This window comes from Variovorax soli (assembly GCF_031454625.1).
Lineage (GTDB): Bacteria > Pseudomonadota > Gammaproteobacteria > Burkholderiales > Burkholderiaceae_C > Variovorax > Variovorax soli_A.
Genome location: NZ_JAVDRF010000010.1, coordinates 23,513 through 49,637, shown reverse-complemented (window position 1 = coordinate 49,637; position 26,125 = coordinate 23,513). Strand labels below are relative to the sequence as shown.

Sequence of the window (26,125 nt, the reverse complement as noted above, 5' to 3'; positions counted from 1 at the left end):
CGCCGGGCTCAGTAGCTCAGCTCGAGCACGCTGAGCTCGCCCTTCGCTGCCGGCCAGGTCCGGCCAGCCACGCGCTCGCCATTGAACTCCGCTGCCACGCTGCTCGGCACATCGCTTGTCAGCCGGATCTTCGAGCTCGAGACCCCGGCTCCTTGCGGCGGAACGCCGGGCAGTGCGCTCTGTCCGTTGAAGCGCATGGTGTCGCGCTGGGCGTCGAAGTAGCCGCGCGGGCGCGTGAAGATGACCAGGGCCCGGGCGTCGCGGTCGGCTTCGGCCAGGCGTTCGGGCCGCAGCTGCACCACCGCGCTGGACCGCGGGAAAGGGCTGCGGTAGATGTGCGTGGTCGCGTAACCCGGAGCGCTCAGCACGAACTCATACGCGGTGGTCGGCTGCCCGACGAAAGGACCCCAGCGGCCGTCCGGGCCGATCGTCTGCTCCCAGACGGCTTGCCCGGCGCGGTCGCCGGTCGTGACATCGACCGCGAAGACGGCGAGCCGCGCGCCTGTGAGTGGCAGGTTGTTGACGAAGGTGCCGCTGGCGGGATCGAGAGGATCGAGCCCGAGGCCCGTCACACGCCCCGACAGCGTGATGGCAGGTTCCGCCACCACTTGCAGCGTTCGTGGCGCTTCGCCGGTCAGGAAGCGCCAGGTCGCATCGAAGGCGGCCGGCGAAAAGGAAGTCTCGCGATGGTCCGTGCGCGGCAGCACGATGTTGGTCGCGCCTTTGAGCGCCGGCCCGTCGAAGCCGATGTGGGTGGCCGTGCCCTTGGCTCCGATCCACACGCCGTCGGGCTGGGCGTACTTGTCGTTGTTGTCCGATCGCAGGGTGAGCCACTTCACGCCCGGCGTGACCTCGTCGCCGCGTGCGTTCTTCGGCGCATTGAGCCGCTGGATGAAGGGGCTCAGCCCCGAGAACTCGCTGCCCTCGCGCAAGCCCTTCACGGCCCAGATGCCGTGCGCCGGATTGCCGCCCAGCACCACGTGACTCACAACCCCATCGCCGCCGCCGTTCTGCACGTAGTTGCGGATGGTGTTGCCGCCGCGCGAGTTGCCGATCAGCACCACCTTGGGCGCGCCGGTGGCCTTCAGCACGCGCTCGACCTCGGCTTTCAGGAACGCCATCGACTCTGCGGTCGAGCTGCGCCCCGGTTGCGCCACGCCGTCATCATCGCGCGCGAGCGGAAACGGCTGGTCGGGCGCGAACAGCCGGTCGCGCGGCCAGCCGTTCGACTCGAAGCGCCAAAGCGTCGTCTGCCATAGCGCCGCCGAATCGCCGTTGCCGTGCATGAAGACGATCGGTGGACGATCGGTCATGGTGGGCACGGAGCTGCAGGCGGCGAGCATGGTCGTGGCGAGGCTGAAGGCGATCAGGTTTCGTCGAGTGTGCATGACCCTGTCCGGTGGTAAAAGAAATGGAAGAGCGCCCGCCCTCCGAGAAGGCAGGCGCAGTGCAACGCACGACCACAGGAAGTCGCAGCGCCCAGGGGTGGGCTCGGCTTATGCGAAGACGCCGGCGCTTTCTTGCATGCGCGACGACACCTCGCCCAGGTGGTGCAGCGAGTCGCCGAAGACCATCTCCAGCTGGGTCAGCTTCCTGAAGTAGTGGCTGCCGATGTACTCGTCCGTCACGCCGATGCCGCCGTGCAGCTGCACGGAATTCTGGCCGACGAAACGCATCGACACGCCCAGCTGGTACTTGGCACGTGCCATCGCCTGGCGGCGCTCGGCGGCCGGGGCATTGAGCTTCAAGGCCGCGTAGTAGCTCATGGAGCGGGCCAGTTCGAGCTGCATTTTCATGTCGGCCACGCGATGGCGCAGCGCCTGGAAGTTCGCGATGGCCGTGCCGAACTGCTTGCGGGTGTTCATGTACTCGACGGTGAGTGCGAGGGTCTTGTCCATGGCGCCCACGCCTTCGGCGCAAGTCGCGGCGATGCCGATGTCGACGGCGTGCTCGAGCGCCGGAAGGCCGTCAGGGGCGACCAGCGTGGCGGCAGCCTGGTCGAAGACGACTTCAGCAGCGCGGCTGCCGTCCTGCGTGCCATAGCCGCGCGCGGCCACGCCGTCCTCCGAGCGCGGGACGAGGAAGAGGGCGATCTTGCCGTCCAGTTGCGCGGGCACGATGAAGGCATCGGCCCCGTCGCCGGCCGGCACCAGGCTCTTGGTACCGCTCAGGCGGTAGGTGTCGCCATCCTTCGTCGCCTCGGCCTCGCAGATGTCGAGCCGGTAACGCGCCTTGCGCTCCTGGTAGGCCAGCACCACCAGTGCCTGACCGCCTGCGATGCGCGGCAGCCAGTTGTCCCGGGTGTCCTCGTCGGCATGGCCGGCGAGCACGGCGCCGGCGATGAGGGATTGGGCCAGGGGCTCCAGCACGATGCCGCGGCCCAGTTCCTCCATCACCACCATGCCTTCGACCGGGCCCATGCCCAGCCCACCGTCGTCCTCGGGGATGTAGAGGCCGCCCAGGCCGAGCTCGGCCAATTCGTCCCAGGCCTCGCGCGAGAAGCCGCCCGCCGCCTCGATGCTGCGGCGGCGCTCGAAGCCATAGCCCTTCTCCACCCACTTGGCGACGGCGTCGCGAAGCTGCTGTTGGTCGTCGCTGAAATTGAAGTCCATCGTCTCGTTCCTTCCTGCTGTGGGGCGCTCAACCGAGGACGGTCTGAGCGACGATGTTGCGCTGCACTTCATTGCTGCCGCCGTAGATGGTGGTCTTGCGCATATTGAAGTAGGTGGTCGAAAGCGGCGCCAGCTCGGGGTGGCCGCCCGGAAAATCACCCTGCCAGCCCGCCGCCATGGCCTCGCGGATCAGCGGCAGCGCGAAGGGACCGCCCGCCAGCATCATGAGTTCGGAATAGCGTTGCTGGATCTCGCTGCCCTTGATCTTGAGCAGGCCGGCGATGTCGAGCGAGTTCTTGCCCGAAGTGGCGGCTGAGAGGACGCGCAGTACCAGCATCTCGAGGGCCACCACATCGACTTCGAGCTTCGCGATCTCGTCGCGGAAGCGCGTTTCGTCCCAGACGCCTTCGCGCTTGGCGATGCGCTTGAGGCGCTCCAGCTCGCGTTTCGCGCGGTTCACGTCGGCGATGTTGGTGCGCTCGTGGGACAGCAGGTGCTTGGCATAGGTCCAGCCCTTGTTCTCCTCTCCGATCAGGTTCTCGGCCGGCACTTCGACGTTGTCGAAGAACACCTCGTTGACTTCGTGGCTGCCGTCCATCAGCTTGATGGGCCGCACGGTGACGCCGGGCGACTTCATGTCGATCAGCAGGAAGCTGATGCCGGTCTGCGGCTTGCCTTCGGTGCTGGTGCGCACCAGGCAGAAAATCCATTCGCCGTACTGGCCCAGGGTGGTCCAGGTTTTCTGGCCGTTGACGATGAACTTGTCACCTTGGCGTTCTGCACGGGTCTTGAGCGAGGCCAGGTCCGAACCCGAGCCGGGTTCGCTGTAGCCCTGGCTCCACCAGACCTCGCCGCTGGCGATGCCGGGGAGGAAGCGCTTGTGCTGCTCGGCGTTGCCGAAGGCCTGGATCACCGGTGCCACCATCACCGGCCCGAAGGGCACGATGCGCGGCGCCCCGGCCAGCGCGGTCTCTTCCTCGAACAGGTGCTTCTGCACCGCGGTCCAGCCCGGGCCGCCGAACTCCACGGGCCAGCCGTAGCCAAGCCAGCCCTTCTTGCCGAGGATCTTCGCCCAGCGCTGCATATCGTCGCGCGTGAGCTCCAGGGCGTTGTGCACCTTGTGGGAGATGTCTTGGGGGAGGTTGTCCTTGACCCAGGCGCGAATCTCTTCGCGGAACCTCTGTTCCTCGGGCGTGAAGCTCAAATCCATGCGTTGCCTCGCTGTGTTGGTCGGGCGCCACGAAGGCGCGTCGGTCTGTCGAACCGATCGGTTTTAGCACGGTCGTGCTTGTTCCGGCTGTCAGCGCGGCGACAAAAGCAGGGGAGTGGAAACGAGCACAGATAATCCCGCCTCCCATGAGAAACATCGTGATCCTGATATCCGGCGGCGGCTCCAACATGGCGGCCATCGTGCGCGCCGCCGAGCGCGAGCAGTGGGCCCGCCGCTTGGATGCGCGAGTCGCCGCAGTCATCAGCAACAAGGCGGACGCGGCCGGCATCGCCCTCGCCCAGGCGCAAGGCATTGCGACCGATGTGGTCGCGCACCAGCACCACCCGAACCGCGAGGCCTTCGACGCGGCGCTCGCCGATGCGATCGATGCGCATGCGCCGGCCCTGGTCGTGCTCGCGGGCTTCATGCGCATCCTCACGCCGGGTTTCGTGGCCCGCTACGAGGGCCGCCTGCTCAACATCCATCCCTCGCTGCTGCCGGCATTTCCGGGGCTGCACACGCACCGCCGCGCCATCGAGGCCGGTTGCAAGGTGGCCGGGCTGACGGTGCACCAGGTGACCGTTGAACTCGACCATGGGCCGATCCTGGCGCAGGCGGTGGTTCCCATCCTCCCGGAGGACACGCCCGAGACCCTCGCCGCGCGGGTGTTGTCGCAAGAGCACAGGGTCTACCCCCGGGCCATTGCCGACTGGTTGTCGCAAACAAGCTGAAAACGCAGGGCTTCTCGTCAAAAGCCCGGGCTACTGCGGCGCGCTGCCCTCCCGGACAAAGCGCGGCTGGGGCCGGCCGTCGATCTCCACCATTCCGGCGAACATGGCAGCCGGGCGCACCCACAGGCCGCGTGCGCCGTAGAGCGCGCGATAAAGCGTCATGGGCTCGAGGGTTTCGCTGTGGCGCACGGTGCCCAGCACTTCGTATTCACCGCCCTTGTAGTGGCGGTAGCGGCCGGGAGGAGTCTCGATCAGAGGCGGCAGGTCGTCGTCGGTCGGGCTGGTCATGGGCTTCAGGCGTCCGAGGATCGGGGTGGATGGAGCCGGATTTTGGCCGGCTGAGACAATCGGGGCATGCATCCCCGAGCCCTTCTCGAGGCCTGCGCCGAACTGGTCGGCCTGGTCCTCAAATTCGATCATCCGGCCGACCAGGTCGTCTCCCGTTACTTCCGCGAGCACCGCGAGCTGGGGCCGCGCGAGCGCGCCACCCTCGCAGAGACGGTGTACACCGTGCTGCGCAAGAAGCTGCTGTTCGACCACCTGTCGCCGTCCGGCAGCGGTCCGAAGGAGCGGCGCATGGCCATCCTCGGCTTTCATGGCCCGCGCGATTTCCTCAAGAGCGCGCTCGGCGAAGCGGAAAAGCGCTGGCTCGACCAGTGCGACGCTGTCAAGCCCGAAGACTTGCTGGAACGCCATCGTCACAACCTGCCCGAATGGCTGGTGGCGCCGCTGAAGGCGCAACTGGGCGAGGGCTTCTGGCCGCTGGTGCAAAGCCTGCAACAACCCGCGCCGCTCGACTTGCGGGTCAACGCGCTCACCGACAAGCGTCCGGACGTGCAGAAGGAACTGGGCCTGGCCGGCATCCCGGCCGCCGCCACGCCTTTCTCTCCCTGGGGCTTGCGCGTGGAGGGCAAGCCGGCGCTCGCCAAGCTCGATGCCTTCGCCCGCGGCGCGGTCGAGGTGCAGGACGAGGGCTCGCAGCTGTTGGCGCTTTTGCTCGATGCCAAGCGCGGCGAGATGGTGGTCGATTTCTGCGCCGGCGCAGGCGGCAAGACGCTCGCCATCGGCGCCACCATGCGCAGCACCGGGCGACTCTATGCCTTCGATACCTCGGCCCACCGGCTCGATGCGCTCAAGCCGCGGCTGGCTCGCAGCAAGCTGTCGAACGTGCATCCGGCGGCCATCGCCCACGAGCGCGACGAGCGCATCAAGCGCCTGGCCGGCAAGATCGACCGGGTGTTGGTGGACGCGCCCTGCTCGGGGCTGGGCACGCTGCGCCGCAACCCCGACCTCAAATGGCGGCAGTCGCCCAAGGCCGTCGAGGAGCTCGCGGTCAAGCAAGCCGCGATCCTGCAAAGTGCCGCGCGACTGCTGAAGCCCGGGGGTCGCCTGATTTATGCGACTTGCAGCGTACTGCCGGAGGAGAACGAGTCCATTGCCGAGGCCTTCAGCCAGGCCCACCCGGACTTCGAGATCCTGGACATCGCACCGCTGCTGTCCGCCCTGAAGGTGGCCGATGCCGAAACCCTGTGCGCCGGCGGCGAAGCGGGCACGCGTTATCTCCGGCTGTGGCCGCACCGTCACGCCACCGACGGTTTCTTTGCCGCGGCGTGGCAGCGGAAATAGGCCGAAAGCTTGAGGAATTTGACGATTAGTTGTTACAAATCAAGGATTTAGCCCTATTTCGAGGGGGCGTCGCTTAAAATCGATGGCTAACTGAAGGCTGCACCTTCGTGCGGCCATGGAGTACCGAATTCAATGTTGCTTCCTGACTCTGCCATCCTGAGCGCGGCTATCGACTGGCTCGGGAATGGCCTGTGGGATCTCACGTGGTGGCAGATCGTGCTGTACACACTGGTGACCACCCATATCACCATCGTCGCCGTCACCGTGTTTCTGCATCGTGCGCAGGCGCATCGTGCAATGGATCTGCATGCCATTCCGTCCCACTTTTTCCGCTTCTGGCTCTGGATCGGCACTGGCATGGTGACGCGCGAGTGGGTCGCGATCCACCGTAAGCACCACGCCAAGTGCGAAACCGAGGACGACCCCCACAGCCCCCAGACGCGTGGCATCGACACAGTGATGTGGCGCGGCGCTGAGCTCTATCGCGCGGAGGCCAAGAACAAGGAAACCATCGCCAAGTTCAGCCACGGCACGCCCAACGACTGGATCGAGAACAACCTTTACAGCCGTTTCGGCTGGCAGGGCGTCGGTCTCATGCTGATCCTCAACCTCGCGCTGTTCGGCGCGCTGGGCGCCACGGTGTGGGCGGTGCAGATGCTGTGGATTCCGTTTTGGGCTGCCGGTGTCGTGAACGGCCTCGGCCACTACTGGGGCTACCGCAACTTCGAGGCGCCCGACGCCAGCACGAACCTCTCGCCGTGGGGCATCATCATCGGCGGCGAGGAGTTGCACAACAACCATCACACCTATCCGACTTCGGCCAAGTTCTCGGTGAAGAAGTACGAATTCGACATCGGCTGGGTTTACATCAGCCTGATGCAGAAAATCGGCTGGGCCAAGGTCAAGAAGGTGCCGCCCCGCCTGCTCATGGGCGACGTTCGCCCCGTGGCCGACGAGAAGACGCTCGAGGCCGTCATCGCCAACCGCTACGAAGTGATGGCCGGCTACGCCCGCGAGATGCGCCGCGCCACCAGGCAGGAGTTGGCCCAGCTCAAGGCCAAGGGTGCCGACCTATCGGCGCTGAAGGTCGCGAAGCGCTGGCTGCATCGGGATGATGACAAGGTGCCCGCCACCGCGCGCTCGAACCTGGTTCAAGCCCGCGCAGCCCACCCAGTGCTGGACAAGATGGTGACGATGCGCGAGGAACTGCGCCAGCTCTGGCTCAACACCTCGCAGTCTCGTGAGCAACTGGCTGCCGATCTGGCTGCTTGGTGCCATCGCGCCGAGGCCAGCGGGATTGCCGGGTTGCGCGAGTTCTCCACGCGCCTGCGTGCTGCGCACACCTGAGGAAATATTGGCGCCTTGAGCGCCGTGAAAAAAGCCGGCTTCGCGCCGGCTTTTTTTTGCCCGCAGTTGAGCAAGTTCAGAGGGCAATAAAAAAACCCGCTGGATCACAGCGGGTTTTCATCGAGAAATCAGCCGAATTACTTCAGCTTGATTTCCTTGTATTCGACGTGCTTGCGTGCCTTCGGGTCGAACTTCATGATCGACATCTTTTCGGGCATCGTCTTCTTGTTCTTGCTGGTGGTGTAGAAATGGCCGGTACCCGCGGTGGATTCCAGCTTGATCTTCTCGCGTCCGCCTTTGCTCGTTGCCATGGTTCAGCTCCTTAGGCTTGGCCGCGCGCACGCAGGTCTGCGAGCACGGCGTCGATACCCTTCTTGTCGATCAGGCGCAGCGCGGCGCCTGAAACACGCAGGCGAACCCAGCGGTTTTCGCTCTCGACAAAGAAACGGCGATATTGCAGGTTCGGCAGGAACCGGCGCTTGGTTTTGTTGTTGGCGTGGGAAACGTTGTTTCCGACCATCGGGCCCTTGCCCGTGACTTCGCATACGCGTGCCATGTGGAACTCTTTCTTGAACAGCTGGCACCCGGCGCAAGGATTGCGGGGGTGGGTTGCAGCTTGACCTCGCCAGAAACGGGTGGCGGTACCCCGGCTCGCCGACCCCTCTTGCGCCCCCAAAGAGGGCTAAGAATTCGGCAAAGCCTTGGATTATAGCCTCAGCCCACTTGCTCGGATCAAAGCGTGCCGTCCTGCTCCAGAAAGCGCTGGGCATCCAGCGCCGCCATGCAGCCGGTGCCGGCGCTGGTGATGGCCTGGCGGTACACATGGTCCTGCACATCGCCGGCTGCGAAGACGCCTGGGGTGCTTGTCATGGTCGCGAAGCCCTGCAGGCCGGAACGCGTGAGGATGTAGCCGTCCTTCATCTCCAGCTGGCCCTGGAAGATGTCGGTGTTCGGATGGTGCCCGATCGCGATGAAGCAGCCTTTCAGGTCCACCTGCTCGGTCGCCCCGGTCTGGGTATTCTTCAAACGGATGCCGGTCACGCCCGAATCGTCGCCCAACACCTGGTCCAGCGTGTTGTGCAACTTGAGTTCGATCTTGCCTTCCTTGACCTTTTCATGGAGCTTGTCGATCAGGATCGGCTCGGCGCGGAACTTGTCGCGACGGTGCACCAGCGTGACCTTGCTCGCGATGTTCGAGAGGTAGAGCGCCTCCTCGACCGCGGTGTTGCCGCCGCCGATCACGCACACTTCCTGCTCGCGATAGAAGAAGCCGTCGCAGGTTGCGCAACCCGAGACGCCGCGCCCCATGAAATGCTGCTCGGATTCCAGGCCGAGATACTTGGCCGAGGCGCCCGTGGCGATCACCAGCGAATCGCAGGTGTAGGTGCCGCTGTCGCCAGTCAGCGTGAACGGCCGCTTGCTCAGGTCCACCTTGTTGATGTGATCGAACACGATCTCGGTCTTGAAGCGCTCCGCATGCTCCAGGAAGCGTTGCATCAGATCTGGCCCCTGAACGCCATGCACGTCGGCCGGCCAGTTATCGACTTCTGTGGTGGTCATGAGTTGGCCGCCCTGGGCAATGCCGGTGATGAGCATCGGCTGCAGGTTGGCGCGGGCCGCATAGACGGCGGCGGTATATCCGGCAGGGCCGGAGCCCAGAATCAGTACCTTCGCGTGGCGTGGAGAGGACGACATGAGTAGAAAACCTAGGTTTGACGCTGCATCAGCGTGTACATTTTCAAGGGTGATAGATATGGAGTATCACCGTTCGGTTCAAGACCGGGCGTGAGGTGTTTTCAATGCGTGCGATTGTATTAATGCATGGGCTTTTAATCGCGCGGTAGACCCGGGGATTGATGAATGTCGATGCTGTCCAATCTTGAATTGCTCCGCCGCGTGCCGCTCTTCGCCGCGCTCACACCGGCCCAGTCGGCGAGCATCGCCGATGCGATCGTCAAGAAGCGTTTCAAGCGTGCCGAGGTCGTCGTCGAGCAGGGCAAGAAGTCGGATGCGCTCTACATCATTCTGACCGGCCGCGCCCGCGTGATGAGCACCGACAGCCGCGGACGCGAGGTCATCCTGGCGACGCTGCACCCGGGCGATTACATCGGCGAGATGAGCATGATCGACGACGAGCCGCACTCGGCCACGGTGCGCACAGAGGTCCAGACCGACGTGCTGATGCTCGGGCGCGAGGCCTTCGCTCGCTGTCTGCCCGAGAACTCTTCGATGTCCTACAACATCATGCGCGGGCTCGTCACGCGGCTGCGTCACGCCGATCGCAAGATCGAATCGCTCGCACTGATGGACGTCTATGGCCGCGTGGCACGCTCGCTGCTCGAGTTCGCGGTGGACGACGGCGCCGGCAACCTCAAGGTGCGCGACAAGATCTCGCGCCAGGACCTGGCCAAGATGGTCGGCGCCTCGCGCGAGATGGTCAGCCGCGTCATGAAAGACCTCGAGGAGCGCGGCTTCGTCCAGACGCAGTCCGACGGCTCCATGATCGTCAAGGAACGGCTCTCATCGCTTGCCTGACCTCTAGCCCCGACGCCTTCCGGCTTGCCGGGCTTCGCATCGCCGGCCCCGATGACAACGCGGCCGCGATGGTGTTCGTTGTAGTTTTCGTGCTTTGCTCGCCCGCTCCCGCGGGCTGGCGGCCGTGCCTTCCATGACTTATTCGCTCAACACCCTTCAATCCTCCGCGTCGGGCGAGGCGCAGCCCGTTCGGGTGCGCGCGATGCGCTTCGCGCACGAGATCACGCTGATCGCCGGCTTCGTCGCGCTGCTGTTCTGGCTGCTCGCCATGCTGAGCTTCACACCCTCGGATGCCGCGTGGTCCACTTCGGGAACCGGCGGCGAGGTCAAGAACTGGGGCGGCCGCATCGGCGCCTGGCTTGCCGATGCCAGCTATTTCCTCGCCGGGTATTCCGTCTGGTGGTGCCTCGCGGCCGGCTTGCGCGTGTGGCTGTCTTCGTTGGCCGGCTGGATGCGCGGCGGCGAAGCGGCCGCGGCCGAGCAGCCACCGCGCGGCCGCTTCAATCGCAGCCGGCTCGCCTTCTGGTTTGGCCTGGTGCTGCTGCTGTGCGCGAGCGCCGTGCTCGAGTGGTCGCGCCTCTATCGGCTCGAATCGCACCTGCCGGGCCATGGCGGCGGCGTGCTGGGCTACCTGGTGGGTCCTGCGAGCGTCAAGTGGATGGGCTTCACCGGTTCGGCGCTGATCGCCATCGCCGCCGGGGTGATCGGTTCGGCGCTGGTCTTCCGCTTCTCCTGGAGCCAGATCGCGGAGCGCATCGGCGCGCGCCTCTATTCCCTGTTCGAGTCGCGCCGCGAGAAGCGAGAAATCGCCGAGGACATCGCGATGGGCAAGAAGGCGATGCGCGAGCGCGAAGAACTGGCCTCGGTGGAACACGGCGCCGAGCCCGGCTCGGCCGAAGAGGAACTGCGAATCGTGCCCCGTCCCAAGCGTCGGCCACCCGCGCCGCCGGTGCAGATCGAGCCGGCGCTGACCGAGGTGCCCAAGAGCGATCGCGTCGCCAAGGAGCGCCAGAAGCCGCTCTTCCGCGAACTCCCCGACAGCAAGCTGCCGCAGGTCGATTTGCTCGATGCGGCGCAGGGACGCCAGGAAACCGTGTCGGCCGACACGCTCGAAATGACCTCGCGCCTCATCGAGAAGAAGCTGAAGGACTTCGGCGTCGAGGTGCGCGTGGTGCTGGCTTCGCCGGGCCCGGTGATCACGCGTTACGAGATCGAGCCGGCCACCGGCGTCAAGGGCTCCCAGATCGTCAACCTCGCCAAGGACCTGGCGCGCTCGCTGTCGCTGGTCTCCATCCGCGTGGTCGAGACCATCCCCGGCAAGAACTACATGGCGCTCGAGCTGCCGAACGCCAAGCGCCAGTCGATCCGCCTGAGCGAAATCCTGGGCTCGCAGGTCTACAACGAGGGCAAGTCCATGCTCACGATGGGCCTGGGCAAGGACATCATCGGCAACCCGGTGGTTGCCGACCTCGCGAAGATGCCGCACGTGCTCGTGGCCGGTACCACCGGCTCGGGCAAGTCGGTCGGGATCAACGCAATGATCCTGAGCCTGCTCTACAAGGCCGAGGCGCGTGATGTGCGCCTGCTCATGATCGACCCGAAGATGCTGGAAATGTCGGTCTACGAAGGCATCCCGCACCTGCTCGCGCCGGTGGTCACCGACATGCGCCAGGCCGCCCACGGCCTCAACTGGTGCGTCGCCGAGATGGAGCGCCGCTACAAGCTGATGAGCAAGCTCGGCGTGCGCAACCTGGCTGGCTACAACAGCAAGATCGACGAGGCGAAAGCGCGCGAGGAGTTCATTTACAACCCGTTCAGCCTGACGCCGGAGGACCCCGAGCCGCTCAAGCGCGAGCCGCACATCGTGGTCGTGATCGACGAGCTGGCCGACCTGATGATGGTGGTGGGCAAGAAGATCGAGGAGCTCATCGCCCGCCTGGCGCAGAAGGCGCGCGCCGCCGGCATCCACCTGATCCTCGCCACGCAGCGACCCAGCGTGGACGTGATCACCGGCCTGATCAAGGCCAACATCCCGACCCGCATCGCCTTCCAGGTCTCCAGCAAGATCGACTCGCGCACCATCCTCGACCAGATGGGCGCCGAGGCGCTGCTGGGGATGGGCGACATGCTCTACATGGCGAGCGGCACCGGCCTGCCGGTGCGCGTGCACGGCGCCTTCGTGAGCGACGACGAGGTGCACCGTGTGGTTGCCTACCTCAAGTCGCAAGGGGAACCGGACTACATCGAAGGCGTGCTCGAAGGCGGAACCGTCGACGGTGAAGGCGATCTACTCGGTGAAGGCGGCAGTGAAGGCGGCGAGAAGGACCCGATGTACGACCAGGCGGTCGAAGTCGTGCTCAAGAACCGCAAGGCCAGCATTTCGCTGGTGCAGCGCCACCTGAAGATCGGCTACAACCGCGCCGCGCGGCTGGTCGAGGACATGGAACAGGCCGGGCTGGTCAGTGCGATGAGCGGCAGCGGCCAGCGCGAGATCCTGGTGCCTGCGCGCACCGAATGACGGAACACAAGGGATGATGCTGTTGAAGAAACTGTTGGCTGCTTTCGGCGTGGCCGCCTTCGCGGGCGGCGCCTGGGCCGGCGGCATGGAAAGCCTTGAAGCCTTCGTGAAGAACGCGAAATCGGGCCGCGCGGAGTTCACCCAGACCGTGACGGCGCCCGCCAAGGAGGGCCAGACTTCGCGCGCCAAGGTGTCGAGCGGCACCTTCGAATTCCAGCGGCCCGGCAAGTTCAGGTTCGATTACAAGAAGCCCTTCGTCCAGAGCATCGTGGCCGATGGCGAGACGCTCTGGCTCTACGATGCCGACCTGAACCAGGTCACCCAGCGCAAGCAATCGCAGGCCCTGGGCTCGACGCCCGCCGCGCTGATCGCCTCCGCGGCCGACCTGCGCGCCCTGCAGGCCGACTTCGCGCTGGAAGGGGCTCCCGAACGCGACGGCCTGCAATGGGTCAAGGCCAGTCCGAAGAACAAGGAAGGGCAGTTGCAGAATGTGCAGATCGGCTTCCAGGGCGAGGCGCTCGCGTCACTGGAGATCCTCGACAGTTTCGGCCAGCGTTCGGTGCTGAAGTTCAGCAAGGTCGAGGTCAATCCGACCCTGCCCGCGAGCACCTTCCAGTTCAAGGCGCCGGCCGGTGCCGACGTGATCCGCCAATAGCGCGGCTGCGGTCGCGGCTCAGCGACGGGGCCGGCGCTCCCCGCCATGCCCGCATGGCATGCGCGACACTACGGCTTCCATGGCCCCCACCTCTCACCAACCCCTCGCCGAGCGCCTGCGGCCCAAGACGCTGGGTGAGGTCATCGGCCAGCAGCATCTGCTCGGCCCCGGCATGCCGCTGCGCATTGCCTTCGAGTCGGGCCAGCCGCATTCCTGCATCCTCTGGGGCCCGCCCGGCACGGGCAAGACCACCATCGCGCGGCTGATGGCCGATGCATTCGATGCCCAGTTCCTCAGCATCAGCGCGGTGCTCGGCGGCGTGAAAGACATCCGCGAGGCGGTCGAGCGCGCGACTGCCGCGCGCGACGGGCTCGAGCAGCGTCGCACCATCGTGTTCGTCGACGAGGTGCACCGCTTCAACAAGAGTCAGCAGGACGCCTTCCTGCCGCATGTGGAGTCGGGCCTGTTCACCTTCATCGGCGCCACCACCGAGAACCCCTCCTTCGAGGTGAATTCGGCGCTGCTGTCGCGCGCCGCCGTGTACGTGCTGAAGTCGCTGACCGAGGACGACCTGCGCCAGATCGTCGCGCGGGCCCAAGCCATCCAGGCCGTGCCCACCATCGAGGCCAAGGCCGAGGACCGCCTCGTCGCCTATGCCGATGGCGACGCGCGCCGGCTGCTCAACACACTCGAAACCCTCTCGGTGGCGGCCGCCGCCGAGAAGCGCGCCGACATCGGCGACGAGTGGCTGCTGCGCGTGCTGGGCGAGCGCATGCGCCGCTACGACAAGGGCGGCGAGCAGTTCTACGACACCATCTCCGCCCTGCACAAGTCGGTGCGCGGCAGCGATCCCGATGCCGCGCTCTACTGGTTCGTGCGCATGCTCGACGGCGGCGCCGATCCTCGCTACATGGCGCGCCGCCTGGTGCGCATGGCGAGCGAAGACATCGGCCTTGCCGACCCGCGCGCGCTGCGCCTGGCCCTCGATGCGGCCGAGGTCTACGAGCGCCTGGGGACCCCCGAGGGCGAACTGGCGCTGGCCGAGTGCGTGGTCTACCTCGCGATCGCGCCGAAATCGAATGCGGTTTACAGGGCTTACAACGAGGTCCGCACCTTCGTCCAGCAGGACGGCACGCGGCCCGTGCCCCTGCATCTGCGCAACGCGCCGACGCGCTTGATGAAGCAGCTCGACTACGGCAAGGACTATCGCTATGCGCACGACGAGGAGGGGGGCTTCGCTGCCGGCGAACGCTACCTGCCGGAGGGTGTCGAGCCGCAGCAGCCCTTCTACCGGCCGGTGGAGCGCGGCCTCGAGATCCGCATCGCCGAGAAACTTCGCGAGCTGCGCAAGCGCAACGAGGACGCCTCTCGCTGACCGGCTGCTGACCAGCCGCCGATACCGTTTGTATCGCCGCTGAGGCGGGCTGGTAGCCGCGTCGTCCTGGCTTCGCGCCAGCGGGAAAACCCCCGTCGCCGCGCACCGAAATGGCGATCCGGCGTGACTACAATCCCCGCCACAAACCCGCCGTCGATACATGCTGGCGGGTTTTTTGCTAAGCAAAGTCGGGGGCGCCCAACCGGTGCGCCTGATAAGTCGGGCGCCAACGAGGGCGCCTATTACAAAAAGGGAATCTCTCTATGGATATCTTGCTGCAGCAGATCATCAACGGTCTGGTCCTCGGCAGCATGTACGCCTTGATAGCCTTGGGCTACACCATGGTGTACGGCATCATCAACCTCATCAATTTCGCGCACGGCGAGGTTCTCATGGTCGGGGCGTTGACCAGCTGGACCATCATCGGCTGGATGCAAACCGCGATGCCCGGCACCCCCGGCTGGATCATCCTCGTTCTTGCGCTCATCATCGCCTGCGTGGTTGCCGCCACCCTCAACTTCGTGATCGAAAAGGTGGCCTATCGGCCGCTGCGCAACAGCCCCAAGCTGGCGCCGCTGATCACCGCGATCGGCATGTCGATCCTCCTGCAGACGATCGCGATGATCATCTGGAAGCCCACCAACAAGGCCTATCCCACGCTCCTGCCCACGACCCCGATCCAGCTCGGGGGCGCGGTGATCTCGCCGACGCAGGTCATGATCCTCAGCGTCACCGCCTTCTGCCTGGTGGTGCTGATGTGGCTGGTCAACTACACCAAGCTCGGCCGCGCGATGCGCGCCACCGCCGAGAACCCGCGCGTCGCGGCGCTGATGGGCATCCGTCCCGACATGGTCATCTCGGCCACCTTCATCATCGGCGCCGTGCTCGCGGCGATTGCCGGCGTGATGTACGCCTCCAACTACGGCATCGCGCAGCACGCCATGGGCTTCATCCCGGGCCTCAAGGCCTTCACCGCAGCAGTGTTCGGCGGCATCGGCAACCTCGCGGGCGCGGTGGTCGGCGGCATTCTGCTGGGGCTGATCGAGGCCATCGGCTCGGGCTACATCGGGGCGCTCACCGGCGACATCCTCGGCAGCCACTACAGCGACATCTTCGCGTTCATCGTGCTGATCATCATGCTCACGCTTCGGCCCTCGGGCCTGCTCGGCGAGCGCGTGGCTGATCGGGCCTGAGGGAGGACGCCATGCAAGATACCAAGAAGATCGTCTCCATCGCGATCGCCGCCATCGGCCTCCTGGTGCTGCCGCTGTTGCTGCAGAGCCAGGGCAACGCCTGGGTGCGCATCGCCGACATCGCGCTGCTCTACGTGCTGCTGGCGCTGGGCCTGAACATCGTGGTCGGCTATGCCGGCCTGCTCGACCTGGGCTATGTCGCCTTCTTCGCCATCGGCGCCTACATGTTCGCGCTGCTCGGGTCTCCGCACCTGACCGACACCTTTCCGGCGATGAAGGCCATGTTCCCCAACGGGATGCACAGCTCGCTGCTGCTCGTCGTCCCGGCGGCCTTGGGACTGGCCGCCCTGTTCGGCGTGCTGCTCGGCGCCCCCACGCTGAAGCTGCGCGGCGACTACCTGGCCATCGTCACGCTGGGCTTCGGCGAGATCATCCGGGTGTTTCTCAACAACCTGGACCACCCCTTCAATCTCACGAACGGGCCCAAGGGCATCACCGCCATCGACCCGGTGCATTTCTGGGGCCTCAACCTCGGCAAGGCGCTCAAGCTCGGCGACTACACGATCTCCTCGGTCTCGCTGTACTACTACCTCTTCCTGGCCCTGGTGCTCGTCACCATCCTGATCTCGCACCGGCTGCAGCTCTCGCGCATCGGCCGCGCCTGGATGGCGATCCGCGAAGACGAGATCGCCGCGAAGGCCATGGGCATCAACACCCGCAACATGAAGCTGCTGGCCTTCGGCATGGGTGCGAGCTTCGGCGGCGTGTCGGGCGCCATGTTCGCGGCCTTCCAGGGCTTCGTCTCGCCCGAGTCCTTCAGCCTGATGGAGTCGGTGATGATCGTCGCCATGGTGGTCCTTGGCGGTATCGGGCACCTGCCGGGCGTTGTCCTCGGCGCCGTGCTGCTGGCCGCGATGCCGGAAGTGCTGCGCTATGTCGCGGCGCCGCTGCAGGCCATGACCGATGGCCGGCTGGACGCCTCCATCCTGCGCCAGCTGTTCATCGCGCTGGCGATGATCATCATCATGCTGGTGCGGCCGCGCGGCCTCTGGCCGTCGCCGGAGCACGGCAAGTCGCTGCTGCGCAAGGGCCTGCCCAAGTCGCCCGTGCCGGGTTCGACACAGGCGCATGCGCCCGGCGTCCCCACGCCGGCCGACGAGTTGCCCGGCGAGGCCTCCCGTTCCATGTCCATCAATCCGTGAACGAGGGAGCACCAGCATGACTGACACCGTCCTCGACGTTCACGGCATCTCCAAGCGCTTCGGCGGCCTGCAGGCGCTGTCGGACGTCGGCATCAAGATCAGCCGCGGCCAGGTCTACGGCCTGATCGGCCCCAACGGCGCCGGCAAGACCACCTTCTTCAACGTCATCACGGGCCTCTACACGCCCGACAGCGGCAGCTTCGAACTCGGCGGCAAGCCCTATCAGCCCACCGCGGTGCACGAGGTGGCGAAGGCCGGCATCGCGCGCACCTTCCAAAACATCCGTCTCTTTGCCGAAATGACCGCGCTCGAGAACGTGATGGTGGGCCGCCATGTACGCACGCACTCGGGTGTACTGGGCGCCATATTCCGCACCGGCAGCTTCAAGGCCGAGGAAGACGCCATCGCCAAGCGAGCGCACGAACTGCTCGACTACGTGGGCATCGGCAAGTACGCCGACTACAAGGCGCGCACCTTGAGCTACGGCGACCAGCGCCGCCTCGAGATCGCCCGCGCGCTGGCGACCGACCCCCAGCTGATCGCGCTCGACGAGCCCGCGGCCGGCATGAACGCCACCGAGAAGGTGCTGTTGCGCGAGCTGATCGACCGCATCCGCAAGGACAACCGCACCATCCTGCTCATCGAGCACGACGTGAAGCTGGTCATGGGCCTGTGCGACCGCGTGACCGTGCTCGATTACGGCAAGCAGATCGCCGAGGGCACGCCGGCGGAGGTGCAGAAGAACGAGAAGGTGATCGAGGCTTACCTCGGCACGGGAGGACACTGAAATGGCTCAAACTCTTTTGAAGGTCAGCGGCCTGAAGGTCGCCTACGGCGGCATCCAGGCGGTGAAGGGCGTGGACTTCGAAGTCCGCGAAGGCGAGCTGGTCTCGCTGATCGGCTCCAACGGCGCCGGCAAGACCACCACCATGAAGGCCATCACCGGCACCTTGCCTTTCGCCGCCGGCGACATCGAGTTCCTCGGCAAGAGCATCAAGGGCCGTGGCGCCTGGGACCTGGTCGGCGAAGGGCTGGTCATGGTGCCCGAGGGCCGCGGCGTGTTCACGCGCATGACCATCACCGAGAACCTGCAGATCGGCGCCTATATCCGCAAGGACAAGGCCGAGATCGCGAAGGACATCGATCGCGTGTTCGCGACCTTCCCGCGCCTGAAGGAACGCGCCACGCAGCTGGCCGGCACCATGTCCGGCGGCGAGCAGCAGATGCTGGCCATGGGCCGTGCGCTGATGGCGCGCCCCAAGGTGCTGCTGCTGGACGAGCCCTCGATGGGCCTGTCGCCGATCATGGTCGACAAGATCTTCGAGGTGGTGAAGCAGGTGTACGACCAGGGCGTGACGGTGCTGCTGGTGGAGCAGAACGCCAGCCGCGCGCTTCAACTGGCCGACCGCGGCTACGTCATGGAGTCGGGGCTGATCACCATGAGCGGCGATGCCAAGGTGATGCTGAGCGACCCGAAGGTCCGCGCGGCGTACCTCGGCGAATGAACGCAGCGGCCGATGCGGCCGCTGTCCTCAATCGACTTTTGCGCCGGTGGCCTTGACCACCTTCTCATACTTGGCAAGTTCGCTCTTCATGAACGTGCCGAACTGGTCGGGTGTGCTCGCGACCGGCTCGGCCAGCAGCGAGGCGAATCGCGTCCGCGTCTCGGGCGCGTTCAGCGCGGCGACGAAGGCGCGATTGAGCTTGTCCAGCACCGGCCCGGGCGTGCCCGCAGGCGCGACCAGGCCCCACCAGGTATCGATCGAAAAGCCCTTGAGCGTGCTGGCCACCGTCGGCACTTCGGGCAGCGCACTGCTGCGCTCGGCGGTGGTCACGGCGATGGCCTTGAGCTTGCCGGACCGGATGTTCGGCGCGGCGGTCGCGAGGTTGTCGAAGTTGAAGTCGACCTGGCCCGACAGCAGCGCGAGCTGCGCCGGATTGCCGCCGTTGTAGGGAATGTGCACGGCGAAGATGCCGGCTTCCTTCTTGAACATCTCGCCCGCCAGGTGGCCGGCGCTGCCGTTGCCGCCGCTGCCGTAGTTGAGCTTGCCGGGGTTGGCCTTGGCGTAGGCGATCAGGTCGCGCAGGTTGCCGATCTTCAGGCGCTGGGCGGTCTCGGCGTTCATCACCAGCACGTTGGGCACGCGCACCATCTGCGTGATGGGCGCGAAGGCGGTGGCCGCATCGAAAGGCATCTTGCTGTAGAGCCAGGGATTGACCGCGTTGGTGGCGGTCGCCGCGATGCCGATCGTGAGTCCGTCGGGCGCGGCTTTCGCCACCGCATCGGCGCCGATGTTGCCGCCGGCGCCGGGCTTGTTGTCGATGATGACCGGGCCGAGCGAATCCTTTACACGCTCGGCCAGCACGCGAGCCGTGACGTCGATCGGGCCGCCGGCCGCGTAGGGGACGACCAGGCGGATGGGATGCTGCGCGGACTGCGCCGAAGCCGGGGTGGCGGCAAGGAGGACGCCGGCGGCGAGGAGGCTGAGGAGGAGGTCTCTGGTTTTCATGGTTCGATGGTGCGTGGAGGCGAAGCGAAGCGGCTTTGCCACGACGTCAGGGCAGCGCCTTGTCTGCCTCCGTGGTGAATGCATCCGCGAAGAACTCGTCTTCCGGCAAGCCGCGCTGCGCCACATAGTCCTGCTTCGCCGAGTCGACCACGATCGGTGCGCCGCAGGCATACACCTGGTGGCCGGACAGGTCCTCAAAGTCTTCCATCACCGCGCGGTGCACGAAGCCGGTCCGCCCGTGCCAGTTGTCTTCCGGCACCGCGTTCGAGATCACCGGCACATAGCGCAGGTTCGGCATTTCGACGAGCGCCGAGCGCACCCAATCGTCCATGTACAGGTCCTCCGGCCGCCGTCCGCCCCAGTAGAGCGTGGCGGGCCGGTCGATGCCCTTGAACTTCATGTGCTCCAGCAGCGCCTTGATCGGCGCGAAGCCCGTGCCGGAGGCCAGCAGCACGATGGGCTTGGGCGAATCGTCGCGCAGGAAGAAACTTCCGTAGGGCCCTTCGATGCGCAGGATCTCCTTCTCCTTCATCGCACCGAACACATGGTCGGTGAACTTGCCGCCCGGCAGGTGCCGGATATGCAGTTCGATGCCGGTGCCGGGCTCGCCCAGCGTGTGCGGCGCGTTGGCCATCGAGTAGCTGCGCCGCGTGCCGTCGCGCAGGATGAATTCGATGTACTGCCCCGCATGGAACTGCAGCGGCTCGCCCGCCGGCAGTTGCAGGCGCAGCATCACCACGTCGTGTGACTTCTTCACGATGGACTGCACGCGCACCGGCATCTTGCGGATCGGGAAGGCATTGGCGTCCGTGACCTGGCGCGATTCCAGCACCACGTCGCTGCGTGCCGTCGCGCAGCAGGTCAGCACATAGCCGGCCGCTTCCTCCTCGGCGCTCAGCGCTTTGCTCTGATGCAGCCGCAAGGTGACCTCGCCCGAGAGCTTCTTGCACTTGCAGGAGCCGCACGCCCCGTCCTTGCAACCGTAGGGCAGTCCGATGCCCTGCCGGATGCCGGCCGCGAGAATGGTCTCGTCGGCATGTGCATCGAAATGCCGTCCACTGGGTTCGACCGTGATGTGAAAGCCCGCCTCGCCAGGCGCCGCGCTCGTCATGGGTATTCTTCGACTCTTGTTCAGCAAAAGGGGAACCGATTTTGCCCGGATTCAACAGCCCGTTCGGCAGCAGGCCTACGCGCTTTCGCCGCGAGCGCGTGCTCGTGGTCGGCTGCGGCGACGTCGGCCTGCGGGCGGCGCGGGCCCTGCGCGGCCGCGTGCGCCTGATCGCACTGACCTCCTCGCCCGACCGGGTGGCGGCCCTGCGGCTGGCGGGCCTCACGCCGATCGTGGCCGATCTCGACGACGCCGCCGCGCTGCGCCGCCTCTCGGGCCTGGCCACGCGCGTGCTGCATCTCGCGCCACCCGCGCGCGCGGAAGGAGCGCGCTGGTGGCGCGATGACCGCACCACGGCGCTGGTGCGCGCCCTGCGCCTGCGCACGCTGCCGGCGGCGCTGGTCTACGGCTCGACCAGCGGCGTCTATGGCGATTGCGGCGGCGCGCGCATCGACGAGACCCGCACCGTGCGGCCAGCCACGCCCCGCGCGCACCGCCGCGTCGATGCCGAGCGTGCCGTGCGCTGGCTGGGCCGCGCCGGCGTTGCCACGCGCATCCTGCGCATCCCCGGCATCTACGCGCCCGACCGGGAAGGCGGCACGCCGCGCGAGCGCCTGCACAAGCGCACGCCCGTGCTGCGCGCCGAGGAGGACGTCTACACCAACCACATCCATGCGGACGACCTCGCACGCGCCTGCGTCGCGGCGCTGTGGCGTGGCGGTCCGCAGCGCGTCTTTCATGTGAGCGACGACAGCGAGCTCAGGATCGGCGACTACGTCGACCTCGCGGCCGACCTCTATGGCCTGCCGCGCCCGCCGCGCATCGCGCGCGAGGAGGCCCAGGCGCAGCTGCCCTTGTCGCAGATCAGCTTCATGAGCGAGTCGCGGCGGCTGGACAACACGCGGCTCAAGCGCGAGCTGCGCGTTCGCCTGCGGCATCCCACCGTTGCCACGGGCCTGGTGCCCTGAGCGGCTTCGAGGCTCTCCCGATGCCCACAGGCGCTGCGCCATTGACCACGCCCCGCCTGATCCTGCGGACATGGCGGGAAGAAGATCTCGAGCCTTTCGCCGAACTGAATGCGGACGAGCGGGCGACGCAGTACTTGCTGCATCGATTGACCCGTGCGCAAAGCGACGAACTGGTTGCACGCATCGGCGCGCATTTCGAGCGCACGGGCTTCGGCCTGTGGGCGGTGGAGGCGCCCGGTGTTGCGCCCTTCATCGGCGCGGTGGGCCTGGTGGTCCCGGGTTTCTCGGCGGCGTTCACGCCCTGCGTCGAGATCGGCTGGCGCCTGGCCCCGGCCTTCTGGGGGCGCGGCTTCGCGAGCGAGGCCGCGCGTGCGGCACTGGCCTTCGGTTTCGAGAAGGCCGGCCTCGAAGAGATCCTCTCTTTCACCGTGCCCGCCAACCAGCGCTCGCAGGCTGTCATGCAGCGGCTCGGCATGACGCGCTCAGCGGCCGAAGATTTCGATCATCCGCTGGTGCCGGCGGGCCATCCCCTGTTGCGGCACGTGCTCTACAGGATGTCGAAGGCCGCGTGGCTGGCCTCCACGTCAGCCGCCGGCAACTGAGCAAAGAAAAACGAGCCGCGAGGCCCGTTTTTTCTTGATCGCTTTTCTGGTCCGGGTTTACAGGCCGGCTTGGCGCGTGAACGACACCTTGGGCTTCTTGTACGCCTCCGGCACCTGGTCGCGATAGAAGGCGCGGCGATCGAGACTTGCGAACGGATCGTGCGCCTTCGCGACGGCATCCTGGTAGACCTGTGCGCGGTCCGCAGTCGAGGCGATGGCTTGGGAACCAGCGCCCGCCACGTCGCCGTACGCGTTGCCGGCACGGGCGGCTGCCACGGCCTGGCCGGCGACTTCGGCACGCGTGGCGCCAGAGGTCAGCGGATGCACGCCATCGTAGGTTTCAGCCTGCGCGCCGGCGACAGCCAGAAGCGAGAAGGCAGCGGCGGTAAGGATTTTCGAGGCATTCATTGCGGCTTCCTTGAAAGGGTTGATCGATGGAATGAAGTGTGGGTGCAAAGGCCGCCTTCAAATCGCGGCTGTTGGAACCACGGTGTTTTCCGACTGGAAACAATCGAGCGCACTCCGCATGTGCCGCGAGCCATCGTGATGCGAAGTCAGGAACTGCCCAAGCGGGCAGTAGCCGCGCGCGAGACGCCTCTGGACAATTGAGCCGATCCAAGGAGTCGCCATGTCGAACACGCCTTCCTTCTCTCCCCTCGAACAGTGGTCGGCCGCGATGGCCGATGCAGTGAGCGCTGCAGCGCCGGGCGTGCTCGCCGTCCAGACGCGTCATGCGCGTGCCAGCGGATTCGTCTGGCGTCCCGGATGGATCGTGAGCTCGGAAGAAGGACTGCCCGAAGACGAAGAGGCCGAGGTCGTCCTGCCCGGCGGCACGACCGTCGCGGCCAAGGTGGCTGGACGTGATCCCACGACCGACGTACTGCTGCTGCGCTGCGAAGGCGCCACGGCGTCGCCGGTGGTCTTCGACGCAGCGCCGCTGCGCGCGGGCGAGGTGGTGATCACGCTCGGCGCGCGCGAAGGGCTGCCGCTGGTGGCAGGCGGGCTGGTGTCGCTGGCCGGGCCGGCATGGCGCAGCCTGCGCGGCGGCGAGATCGATGCTCGCATCGAGCTCGACCTGCGGCTGCGGTCGGGCGCCGAAGGCGCCCTCGTGCTCAATGCGAAGGGCCAGGCCGCGGGCATGGCGGTCTTCGGCCCGAGGCGACGCGTGCTGCTCATTCCCGCGGCGACGATCGAACGGGTGGCGACGCAGCTCATGGCGCACGGTCGCATGCCGCGCGGCTACCTCGGCCTGAGTCTGCAGCCGGTGCGCGTGGATGCATGCAGTGTCGGCGCGATGGTGATGGGCGTGGCGGCGCAGGGCCCCGGCGCGGCGGCCGGCATTCACCAGGGCGACATCATCGTGGCGATGAACGGCCAGCCCATCCGCAGCGTGCCGCTGTTGTTGCGTGCACTGGGCCCGGCGAGCGTGGGCACCGTGCTCGCGCTGTCGCTGCGCCGCGCCGGCGAAGCGGTGGAAGTGCAGCTCACGGTGGGCGAAAGGCCGGCCGATTGAGCGCGCTCCACAATGGCGCGATGAAGCCGATCGTTGTCGCGCTCGAGATCGAGGACGAAGCCTTGTCGCAGCGCCTGGCTGCCGCGCTGGCTGCCGCGCCGGACATCCGCGTGGCCGAGCGCGGCGAGGCCGCCGACGTGGCCCTGGTGCTGCCGGAGGCCGCGCCGCGCAGCGAAGCGACGGAGGACTCGACCCTGACCCGGCGCGAGCTCGAAGTATTGGCCCTGGTCGCCGAGGGCGCCTCGAACAAGCTCATCGCGCGGCGCCTGGGCATCTCGGTGCACACGGCGAAGTTCCATGTGGGCTCGCTCATCGACAAGCTCGATGCGACCGGCCGTACGGATGCGGTGGCGCAGGCGGCGCGCCTCGGGGTCCTTCACCTCTGAACGTGCACGAGCCGGCAGACGATCATTCCTGCCGCAGCGGGCAGAAGGGGCGGCCTTCGACGGCGGCCCAGATGCAGGCGCGTATGCAGGCAATCACCAGGCGCGCGTCCTGCGCGCGGGGGACGGTTCTCATGACGATGAACATGGCTTGTTCTCTTTCTTAAGACGATGCGCACTGCTTCACACAGCCCAATGCGAATAGTGAAGCACGACGTAGCCGAGCGAGTGCCAGAAGCAGGCCTCTGCATGGCTGCGCGTCAGGATGCGCGAGCCGTTCAGCCCGAGGCATTCGTAGCCGCGGCCGTCACCTGCTGAGTCCAGAATGATCTTGTCCATGACGCGCCTCCTATGTTGCAGGTATAGGCGCGAAGGATCGCCCGTCGCCAGCGGCCGGCGGCGCGGCGCTTCGTCGGCTCCCGGGGCGCGCGCTTGTCCGCCGCATCCGGGCGGCAGGCGTCAGCATTGGCTGACAGCGGCGCCGTTCAGAGGTGCGCGCGCAGGACCTCGGCCAGGCGGGCGAAGCTCCCCCCGATCTCCTCTTCGCGCACCGCGCCGTAGCCGAGCAGCAGGCCGCTCTCGGCGGCTGAGGGGCGCACGTAGTACATCGACAGCGGCCGCGTCGCCACGCCCGCGCGCTGGGCATCGTGCGCGACGGCGTGGTCGTCCACGCCCCGCGGCAGGCCCAGCACCAGGTGCAGGCCGGCGTCCCCGCCGATCACCGGCAGCGCATCGCCGAACTGCTGCCGGATGGCGTGGATCAATGCATCGTGCCGCGCGCCATACACCGCCCGCATGCGGCGGATGTGGCTTGCGTAGTGACCCTCCGCCAGGAAGCGTGCGAGCACCGCCTGCTGCAGGGTCTGGCCTTCGCGGAACAGCTCGTTGAGCGCGCGCGCGAACCGGTCCACCAGGTCCGGCGGCAGCACCAGGTAGGCCACGCGCAGGGAGGGGAACAGCGTCTTCGAGAAAGTGCCGAGGTAGATCACGCGACCTTGCTCGTCCAGGCCCTGGAGCGCCGGCAGCGGCCGGGTGCCATAGCGGAACTCGCTGTCGTAGTCGTCCTCCACCACCCACACGCCTTGAGCCGCCGCATAGTCGAGCAGCTGACGGCGCCGGCGCTGGCTCATCAGTGCGCCGGTCGGGTACTGGTGCGAGGGCGACAGGAACATCAGCCGCGGCGGCCGGCGCAGTTGCTGGCGCGTCGGCGCGAGACCCTCGGCGTCCACGCCCACGGGCAGCAGCTTCAGGCCCATCGCGCGGAACATGCTGCGTGCGCCCCAATAGCCGGGGTCCTCGAGCCAGACGCTGTCGCCCGGATCGGCCAGCAACTGTGCGACCAGCAGCAGCGATTGCTGCGTGCCGCTGGTGATTACCACCTGCTCGCTCGTGCAGGCCACGCCGCGCGTGCCCTGAAGGTATTCGGCGATGGCCTGCCGCAGGCCTGCATCGCCGGCGCCGGTTGCGTAGGTGAGCTGCTCGGGCGCGGCGCGCCGCCACAGTCCGCGCTGCAGGCGGTTCCAGACCTGCGCGGGGAACAGCCGCACCTCGGGCACACCGGGCGCGAAGGCGCCCCATTGCAGGCGTGCGGCGCCCGCGTGCTCGACCAGGTCCTCGCCGCGCCGCGAGAGCAGCACGCGGCGAGCCGCGCGTGTCGCCGGCTCGGCCGGGCGCAAGCCCAGCTGCGCCACGTAGGTGCCCCGGCCCACGCCGGCTTGCACGTAGCCCTCCAGTGCCAGCTGTTCGTAGACGTGAACCACGGTGTTGCGCGCGATGCCGAGCGAACGCGCCATCTCCCGCGTGGGCGGCAGCTTCAGCCCGGCCGGCAGTGCCGACTGGCGGATGCCGCTTTGCAGGATGCGGTAGAGCTGCAGGTGGTCGTAGTCGTCGGACTGCCGATCGAAGTGGCGCAGCACGAAGTCGGGCAGGCCGGAGGTCCCCTGCTGCCGGGCATCGATGGTTGGTTCCATCAAATCGAGATTACTTGGTTCTGTTTATAGGATCAATACTTGCATAGACTGGCGCGATCCACAGCTA

At 66.8% G+C, this 26,125-nt stretch carries 27 protein-coding genes; 15 read left to right on the top strand and 12 right to left on the bottom strand.

The features are described from left to right. Window positions 1–8: 8 nt before the first annotated feature. The 3 genes from J2739_RS20395 to J2739_RS20385 all read right to left on the bottom strand — a co-directional run bounded on the left by J2739_RS20395 (window position 9) and on the right by J2739_RS20385 (window position 3,822). Entirely contained in the window at window positions 9–1,388 is a 1,380-nt protein-coding gene (locus J2739_RS20395; protein WP_309904971.1) for an alpha/beta fold hydrolase, read from the bottom strand. A 108-nt stretch (window positions 1,389–1,496) separates the two neighbouring features. Then, a complete protein-coding gene (locus tag J2739_RS20390) occupies window positions 1,497–2,612 on the bottom strand; it encodes an acyl-CoA dehydrogenase family protein (protein WP_309904969.1) in 1,116 nt (371 codons plus the stop codon). Between the two features lie 28 nt (window positions 2,613–2,640). Next, window positions 2,641–3,822 carry an acyl-CoA dehydrogenase family protein gene (locus J2739_RS20385; RefSeq protein WP_309904967.1) on the bottom strand — a complete coding sequence of 394 codons (1,182 nt, stop codon included), beginning with the start codon at window positions 3,820–3,822 and terminating at the stop codon, window positions 2,641–2,643. Window positions 3,823–3,968: 146 nt separating this feature from the next. On the opposite strand from J2739_RS20385, the gene purN reads away from it, so the two are divergent. Beyond that, entirely contained in the window at window positions 3,969–4,553 is a 585-nt protein-coding gene (gene purN / locus J2739_RS20380) for a phosphoribosylglycinamide formyltransferase (RefSeq protein WP_309904966.1), read from the top strand. A 30-nt stretch (window positions 4,554–4,583) separates the two neighbouring features. Here purN and J2739_RS20375 read toward each other — a convergent pair whose 3' ends face one another. Then, the gene (locus tag J2739_RS20375) at window positions 4,584–4,841 is read right to left on the bottom strand and encodes a DUF1653 domain-containing protein (RefSeq protein WP_309904964.1); all 258 of its coding nucleotides are present in this window, start codon (window positions 4,839–4,841) and stop codon (window positions 4,584–4,586) included. 66 nt (window positions 4,842–4,907) lie between these two features. On the opposite strand from J2739_RS20375, the gene J2739_RS20370 reads away from it, so the two are divergent. Next, window positions 4,908–6,179, top strand: a complete 1,272-nt coding sequence (locus J2739_RS20370; protein WP_309904961.1) for an RsmB/NOP family class I SAM-dependent RNA methyltransferase — start codon at window positions 4,908–4,910, stop codon at window positions 6,177–6,179. A gap of 132 nt (window positions 6,180–6,311) precedes the next feature. Then, window positions 6,312–7,526: a DesA family fatty acid desaturase gene (locus J2739_RS20365; protein ID WP_309904959.1), complete on the top strand. Its 1,215-nt coding sequence runs from the start codon at window positions 6,312–6,314 to the stop codon at window positions 7,524–7,526. 137 nt (window positions 7,527–7,663) lie between these two features. Here the strand turns inward: J2739_RS20365 and rpmG are convergent, their stop codons facing one another. The 3 genes from rpmG to trxB form a co-directional block, all read right to left on the bottom strand. Continuing rightward, entirely contained in the window at window positions 7,664–7,837 is a 174-nt protein-coding gene (rpmG, locus tag J2739_RS20360; RefSeq protein ID WP_007830291.1) for a 50S ribosomal protein L33, read from the bottom strand. A gap of 11 nt (window positions 7,838–7,848) precedes the next feature. After that, window positions 7,849–8,082, bottom strand: coding sequence for a 50S ribosomal protein L28 (gene rpmB / locus J2739_RS20355; protein ID WP_086925294.1), 234 nt, complete (start codon window positions 8,080–8,082; stop codon window positions 7,849–7,851). Between the two features lie 176 nt (window positions 8,083–8,258). Beyond that, window positions 8,259–9,221 (bottom strand): thioredoxin-disulfide reductase, encoded by a 963-nt coding sequence (gene trxB, locus J2739_RS20350; RefSeq protein WP_309904957.1) that lies wholly within the window; start codon window positions 9,219–9,221, stop codon window positions 8,259–8,261. A 165-nt stretch (window positions 9,222–9,386) separates the two neighbouring features. Here trxB and J2739_RS20345 point away from each other — a divergent pair, with 165 nt between their 5' ends. The 8 genes from J2739_RS20345 (at window position 9,387) to J2739_RS20310 (ending at window position 18,509) form a co-directional block, all read left to right on the top strand. Next, on the top strand, window positions 9,387–10,061 hold the full coding sequence (locus J2739_RS20345; protein ID WP_309904955.1) for a Crp/Fnr family transcriptional regulator: 675 nt from the start codon (window positions 9,387–9,389) through the stop codon (window positions 10,059–10,061). A 133-nt stretch (window positions 10,062–10,194) separates the two neighbouring features. Beyond that, window positions 10,195–12,579, top strand: a complete 2,385-nt coding sequence (locus tag J2739_RS20340) for a DNA translocase FtsK (protein WP_309905303.1) — start codon at window positions 10,195–10,197, stop codon at window positions 12,577–12,579. A 16-nt stretch (window positions 12,580–12,595) separates the two neighbouring features. Beyond that, window positions 12,596–13,234 (top strand): outer membrane lipoprotein periplasmic chaperone LolA, encoded by a 639-nt coding sequence (gene lolA / locus J2739_RS20335; protein ID WP_309904953.1) that lies wholly within the window; start codon window positions 12,596–12,598, stop codon window positions 13,232–13,234. A gap of 79 nt (window positions 13,235–13,313) precedes the next feature. Further along, window positions 13,314–14,609: a replication-associated recombination protein A gene (locus J2739_RS20330; RefSeq protein ID WP_309904951.1), complete on the top strand. Its 1,296-nt coding sequence runs from the start codon at window positions 13,314–13,316 to the stop codon at window positions 14,607–14,609. A gap of 263 nt (window positions 14,610–14,872) precedes the next feature. Beyond that, window positions 14,873–15,802, top strand: coding sequence for a branched-chain amino acid ABC transporter permease (locus J2739_RS20325; protein ID WP_309904948.1), 930 nt, complete (start codon window positions 14,873–14,875; stop codon window positions 15,800–15,802). 11 nt (window positions 15,803–15,813) lie between these two features. Continuing rightward, on the top strand, window positions 15,814–17,004 hold the full coding sequence (locus J2739_RS20320) for a branched-chain amino acid ABC transporter permease (protein WP_309904946.1): 1,191 nt from the start codon (window positions 15,814–15,816) through the stop codon (window positions 17,002–17,004). A 16-nt stretch (window positions 17,005–17,020) separates the two neighbouring features. Then, window positions 17,021–17,791: an ABC transporter ATP-binding protein gene (locus tag J2739_RS20315; RefSeq protein ID WP_309904944.1), complete on the top strand. Its 771-nt coding sequence runs from the start codon at window positions 17,021–17,023 to the stop codon at window positions 17,789–17,791. Window position 17,792: 1 nt separating this feature from the next. Further along, window positions 17,793–18,509 (top strand): ABC transporter ATP-binding protein, encoded by a 717-nt coding sequence (locus tag J2739_RS20310; RefSeq protein WP_309904942.1) that lies wholly within the window; start codon window positions 17,793–17,795, stop codon window positions 18,507–18,509. A gap of 27 nt (window positions 18,510–18,536) precedes the next feature. Here J2739_RS20310 and J2739_RS20305 read toward each other — a convergent pair whose 3' ends face one another. Both J2739_RS20305 and J2739_RS20300 read right to left on the bottom strand, forming a co-directional pair. Beyond that, on the bottom strand, window positions 18,537–19,514 hold the full coding sequence (locus tag J2739_RS20305; protein ID WP_309904941.1) for a Bug family tripartite tricarboxylate transporter substrate binding protein: 978 nt from the start codon (window positions 19,512–19,514) through the stop codon (window positions 18,537–18,539). A 46-nt stretch (window positions 19,515–19,560) separates the two neighbouring features. After that, window positions 19,561–20,625 carry a CDP-6-deoxy-delta-3,4-glucoseen reductase gene (locus tag J2739_RS20300; RefSeq protein ID WP_309904939.1) on the bottom strand — a complete coding sequence of 355 codons (1,065 nt, stop codon included), beginning with the start codon at window positions 20,623–20,625 and terminating at the stop codon, window positions 19,561–19,563. Between the two features lie 41 nt (window positions 20,626–20,666). On the opposite strand from J2739_RS20300, the gene J2739_RS20295 reads away from it, so the two are divergent. After that, the gene (locus J2739_RS20295; protein WP_309904937.1) at window positions 20,667–21,590 is read left to right on the top strand and encodes an SDR family oxidoreductase; all 924 of its coding nucleotides are present in this window, start codon (window positions 20,667–20,669) and stop codon (window positions 21,588–21,590) included. 20 nt (window positions 21,591–21,610) lie between these two features. Continuing rightward, entirely contained in the window at window positions 21,611–22,192 is a 582-nt protein-coding gene (locus J2739_RS20290) for a GNAT family N-acetyltransferase (protein WP_309904935.1), read from the top strand. Between the two features lie 57 nt (window positions 22,193–22,249). On the opposite strand, the gene J2739_RS20285 is transcribed toward J2739_RS20290, so the two are convergent. Continuing rightward, window positions 22,250–22,600 carry an alpha/beta hydrolase gene (locus J2739_RS20285; protein ID WP_309904933.1) on the bottom strand — a complete coding sequence of 117 codons (351 nt, stop codon included), beginning with the start codon at window positions 22,598–22,600 and terminating at the stop codon, window positions 22,250–22,252. A gap of 220 nt (window positions 22,601–22,820) precedes the next feature. Here J2739_RS20285 and J2739_RS20280 point away from each other — a divergent pair, with 220 nt between their 5' ends. Together J2739_RS20280 and J2739_RS20275 are read left to right on the top strand one after the other, a co-directional pair. Then, window positions 22,821–23,705, top strand: a complete 885-nt coding sequence (locus tag J2739_RS20280; RefSeq protein WP_309904931.1) for a S1C family serine protease — start codon at window positions 22,821–22,823, stop codon at window positions 23,703–23,705. A gap of 20 nt (window positions 23,706–23,725) precedes the next feature. Then, window positions 23,726–24,091 (top strand): response regulator transcription factor, encoded by a 366-nt coding sequence (locus J2739_RS20275; RefSeq protein ID WP_309904929.1) that lies wholly within the window; start codon window positions 23,726–23,728, stop codon window positions 24,089–24,091. A gap of 180 nt (window positions 24,092–24,271) precedes the next feature. Here J2739_RS20275 and J2739_RS20270 read toward each other — a convergent pair whose 3' ends face one another. Both J2739_RS20270 and pdxR read right to left on the bottom strand, forming a co-directional pair. Further along, on the bottom strand, window positions 24,272–24,427 hold the full coding sequence (locus J2739_RS20270; protein WP_309904927.1) for a hypothetical protein: 156 nt from the start codon (window positions 24,425–24,427) through the stop codon (window positions 24,272–24,274). Window positions 24,428–24,573: 146 nt separating this feature from the next. Next, window positions 24,574–26,058, bottom strand: a complete 1,485-nt coding sequence (gene pdxR, locus J2739_RS20265; protein ID WP_309904925.1) for a MocR-like pyridoxine biosynthesis transcription factor PdxR — start codon at window positions 26,056–26,058, stop codon at window positions 24,574–24,576. Window positions 26,059–26,125 lie beyond the last annotated feature (67 nt).

Excerpts from the sequence above, each read along its gene's own strand:
- J2739_RS20395 (WP_309904971.1), bottom strand. The coding sequence starts at position 1,388 with ATGCACACTCGACGAAACCTGATCGCCTTCAGCCTCGCCACGACCATG.
- J2739_RS20390 (WP_309904969.1), bottom strand. The coding sequence starts at position 2,612 with ATGGACTTCAATTTCAGCGACGACCAACAGCAGCTTCGCGACGCCGTC.
- J2739_RS20385 (WP_309904967.1), bottom strand. The coding sequence starts at position 3,822 with ATGGATTTGAGCTTCACGCCCGAGGAACAGAGGTTCCGCGAAGAGATT.
- purN (WP_309904966.1), top strand. The coding sequence starts at position 3,969 with ATGAGAAACATCGTGATCCTGATATCCGGCGGCGGCTCCAACATGGCG.
- J2739_RS20375 (WP_309904964.1), bottom strand. The coding sequence starts at position 4,841 with ATGACCAGCCCGACCGACGACGACCTGCCGCCTCTGATCGAGACTCCT.
- J2739_RS20370 (WP_309904961.1), top strand. The coding sequence starts at position 4,908 with ATGCATCCCCGAGCCCTTCTCGAGGCCTGCGCCGAACTGGTCGGCCTG.
- J2739_RS20365 (WP_309904959.1), top strand. The coding sequence starts at position 6,312 with ATGTTGCTTCCTGACTCTGCCATCCTGAGCGCGGCTATCGACTGGCTC.
- rpmG (WP_007830291.1), bottom strand. The coding sequence starts at position 7,837 with ATGGCAACGAGCAAAGGCGGACGCGAGAAGATCAAGCTGGAATCCACC.
- rpmB (WP_086925294.1), bottom strand. The coding sequence starts at position 8,082 with ATGGCACGCGTATGCGAAGTCACGGGCAAGGGCCCGATGGTCGGAAAC.
- trxB (WP_309904957.1), bottom strand. The coding sequence starts at position 9,221 with ATGTCGTCCTCTCCACGCCACGCGAAGGTACTGATTCTGGGCTCCGGC.
- J2739_RS20345 (WP_309904955.1), top strand. The coding sequence starts at position 9,387 with ATGTCGATGCTGTCCAATCTTGAATTGCTCCGCCGCGTGCCGCTCTTC.
- J2739_RS20340 (WP_309905303.1), top strand. The coding sequence starts at position 10,195 with ATGACTTATTCGCTCAACACCCTTCAATCCTCCGCGTCGGGCGAGGCG.
- lolA (WP_309904953.1), top strand. The coding sequence starts at position 12,596 with ATGCTGTTGAAGAAACTGTTGGCTGCTTTCGGCGTGGCCGCCTTCGCG.
- J2739_RS20330 (WP_309904951.1), top strand. The coding sequence starts at position 13,314 with ATGGCCCCCACCTCTCACCAACCCCTCGCCGAGCGCCTGCGGCCCAAG.
- J2739_RS20325 (WP_309904948.1), top strand. The coding sequence starts at position 14,873 with ATGGATATCTTGCTGCAGCAGATCATCAACGGTCTGGTCCTCGGCAGC.
- J2739_RS20320 (WP_309904946.1), top strand. The coding sequence starts at position 15,814 with ATGCAAGATACCAAGAAGATCGTCTCCATCGCGATCGCCGCCATCGGC.
- J2739_RS20315 (WP_309904944.1), top strand. The coding sequence starts at position 17,021 with ATGACTGACACCGTCCTCGACGTTCACGGCATCTCCAAGCGCTTCGGC.
- J2739_RS20310 (WP_309904942.1), top strand. The coding sequence starts at position 17,793 with ATGGCTCAAACTCTTTTGAAGGTCAGCGGCCTGAAGGTCGCCTACGGC.
- J2739_RS20305 (WP_309904941.1), bottom strand. The coding sequence starts at position 19,514 with ATGAAAACCAGAGACCTCCTCCTCAGCCTCCTCGCCGCCGGCGTCCTC.
- J2739_RS20300 (WP_309904939.1), bottom strand. The coding sequence starts at position 20,625 with ATGACGAGCGCGGCGCCTGGCGAGGCGGGCTTTCACATCACGGTCGAA.
- J2739_RS20290 (WP_309904935.1), top strand. The coding sequence starts at position 21,611 with ATGCCCACAGGCGCTGCGCCATTGACCACGCCCCGCCTGATCCTGCGG.
- J2739_RS20285 (WP_309904933.1), bottom strand. The coding sequence starts at position 22,600 with ATGAATGCCTCGAAAATCCTTACCGCCGCTGCCTTCTCGCTTCTGGCT.
- J2739_RS20280 (WP_309904931.1), top strand. The coding sequence starts at position 22,821 with ATGTCGAACACGCCTTCCTTCTCTCCCCTCGAACAGTGGTCGGCCGCG.
- J2739_RS20275 (WP_309904929.1), top strand. The coding sequence starts at position 23,726 with ATGAAGCCGATCGTTGTCGCGCTCGAGATCGAGGACGAAGCCTTGTCG.
- J2739_RS20270 (WP_309904927.1), bottom strand. The coding sequence starts at position 24,427 with ATGGACAAGATCATTCTGGACTCAGCAGGTGACGGCCGCGGCTACGAA.
- pdxR (WP_309904925.1), bottom strand. The coding sequence starts at position 26,058 with ATGGAACCAACCATCGATGCCCGGCAGCAGGGGACCTCCGGCCTGCCC.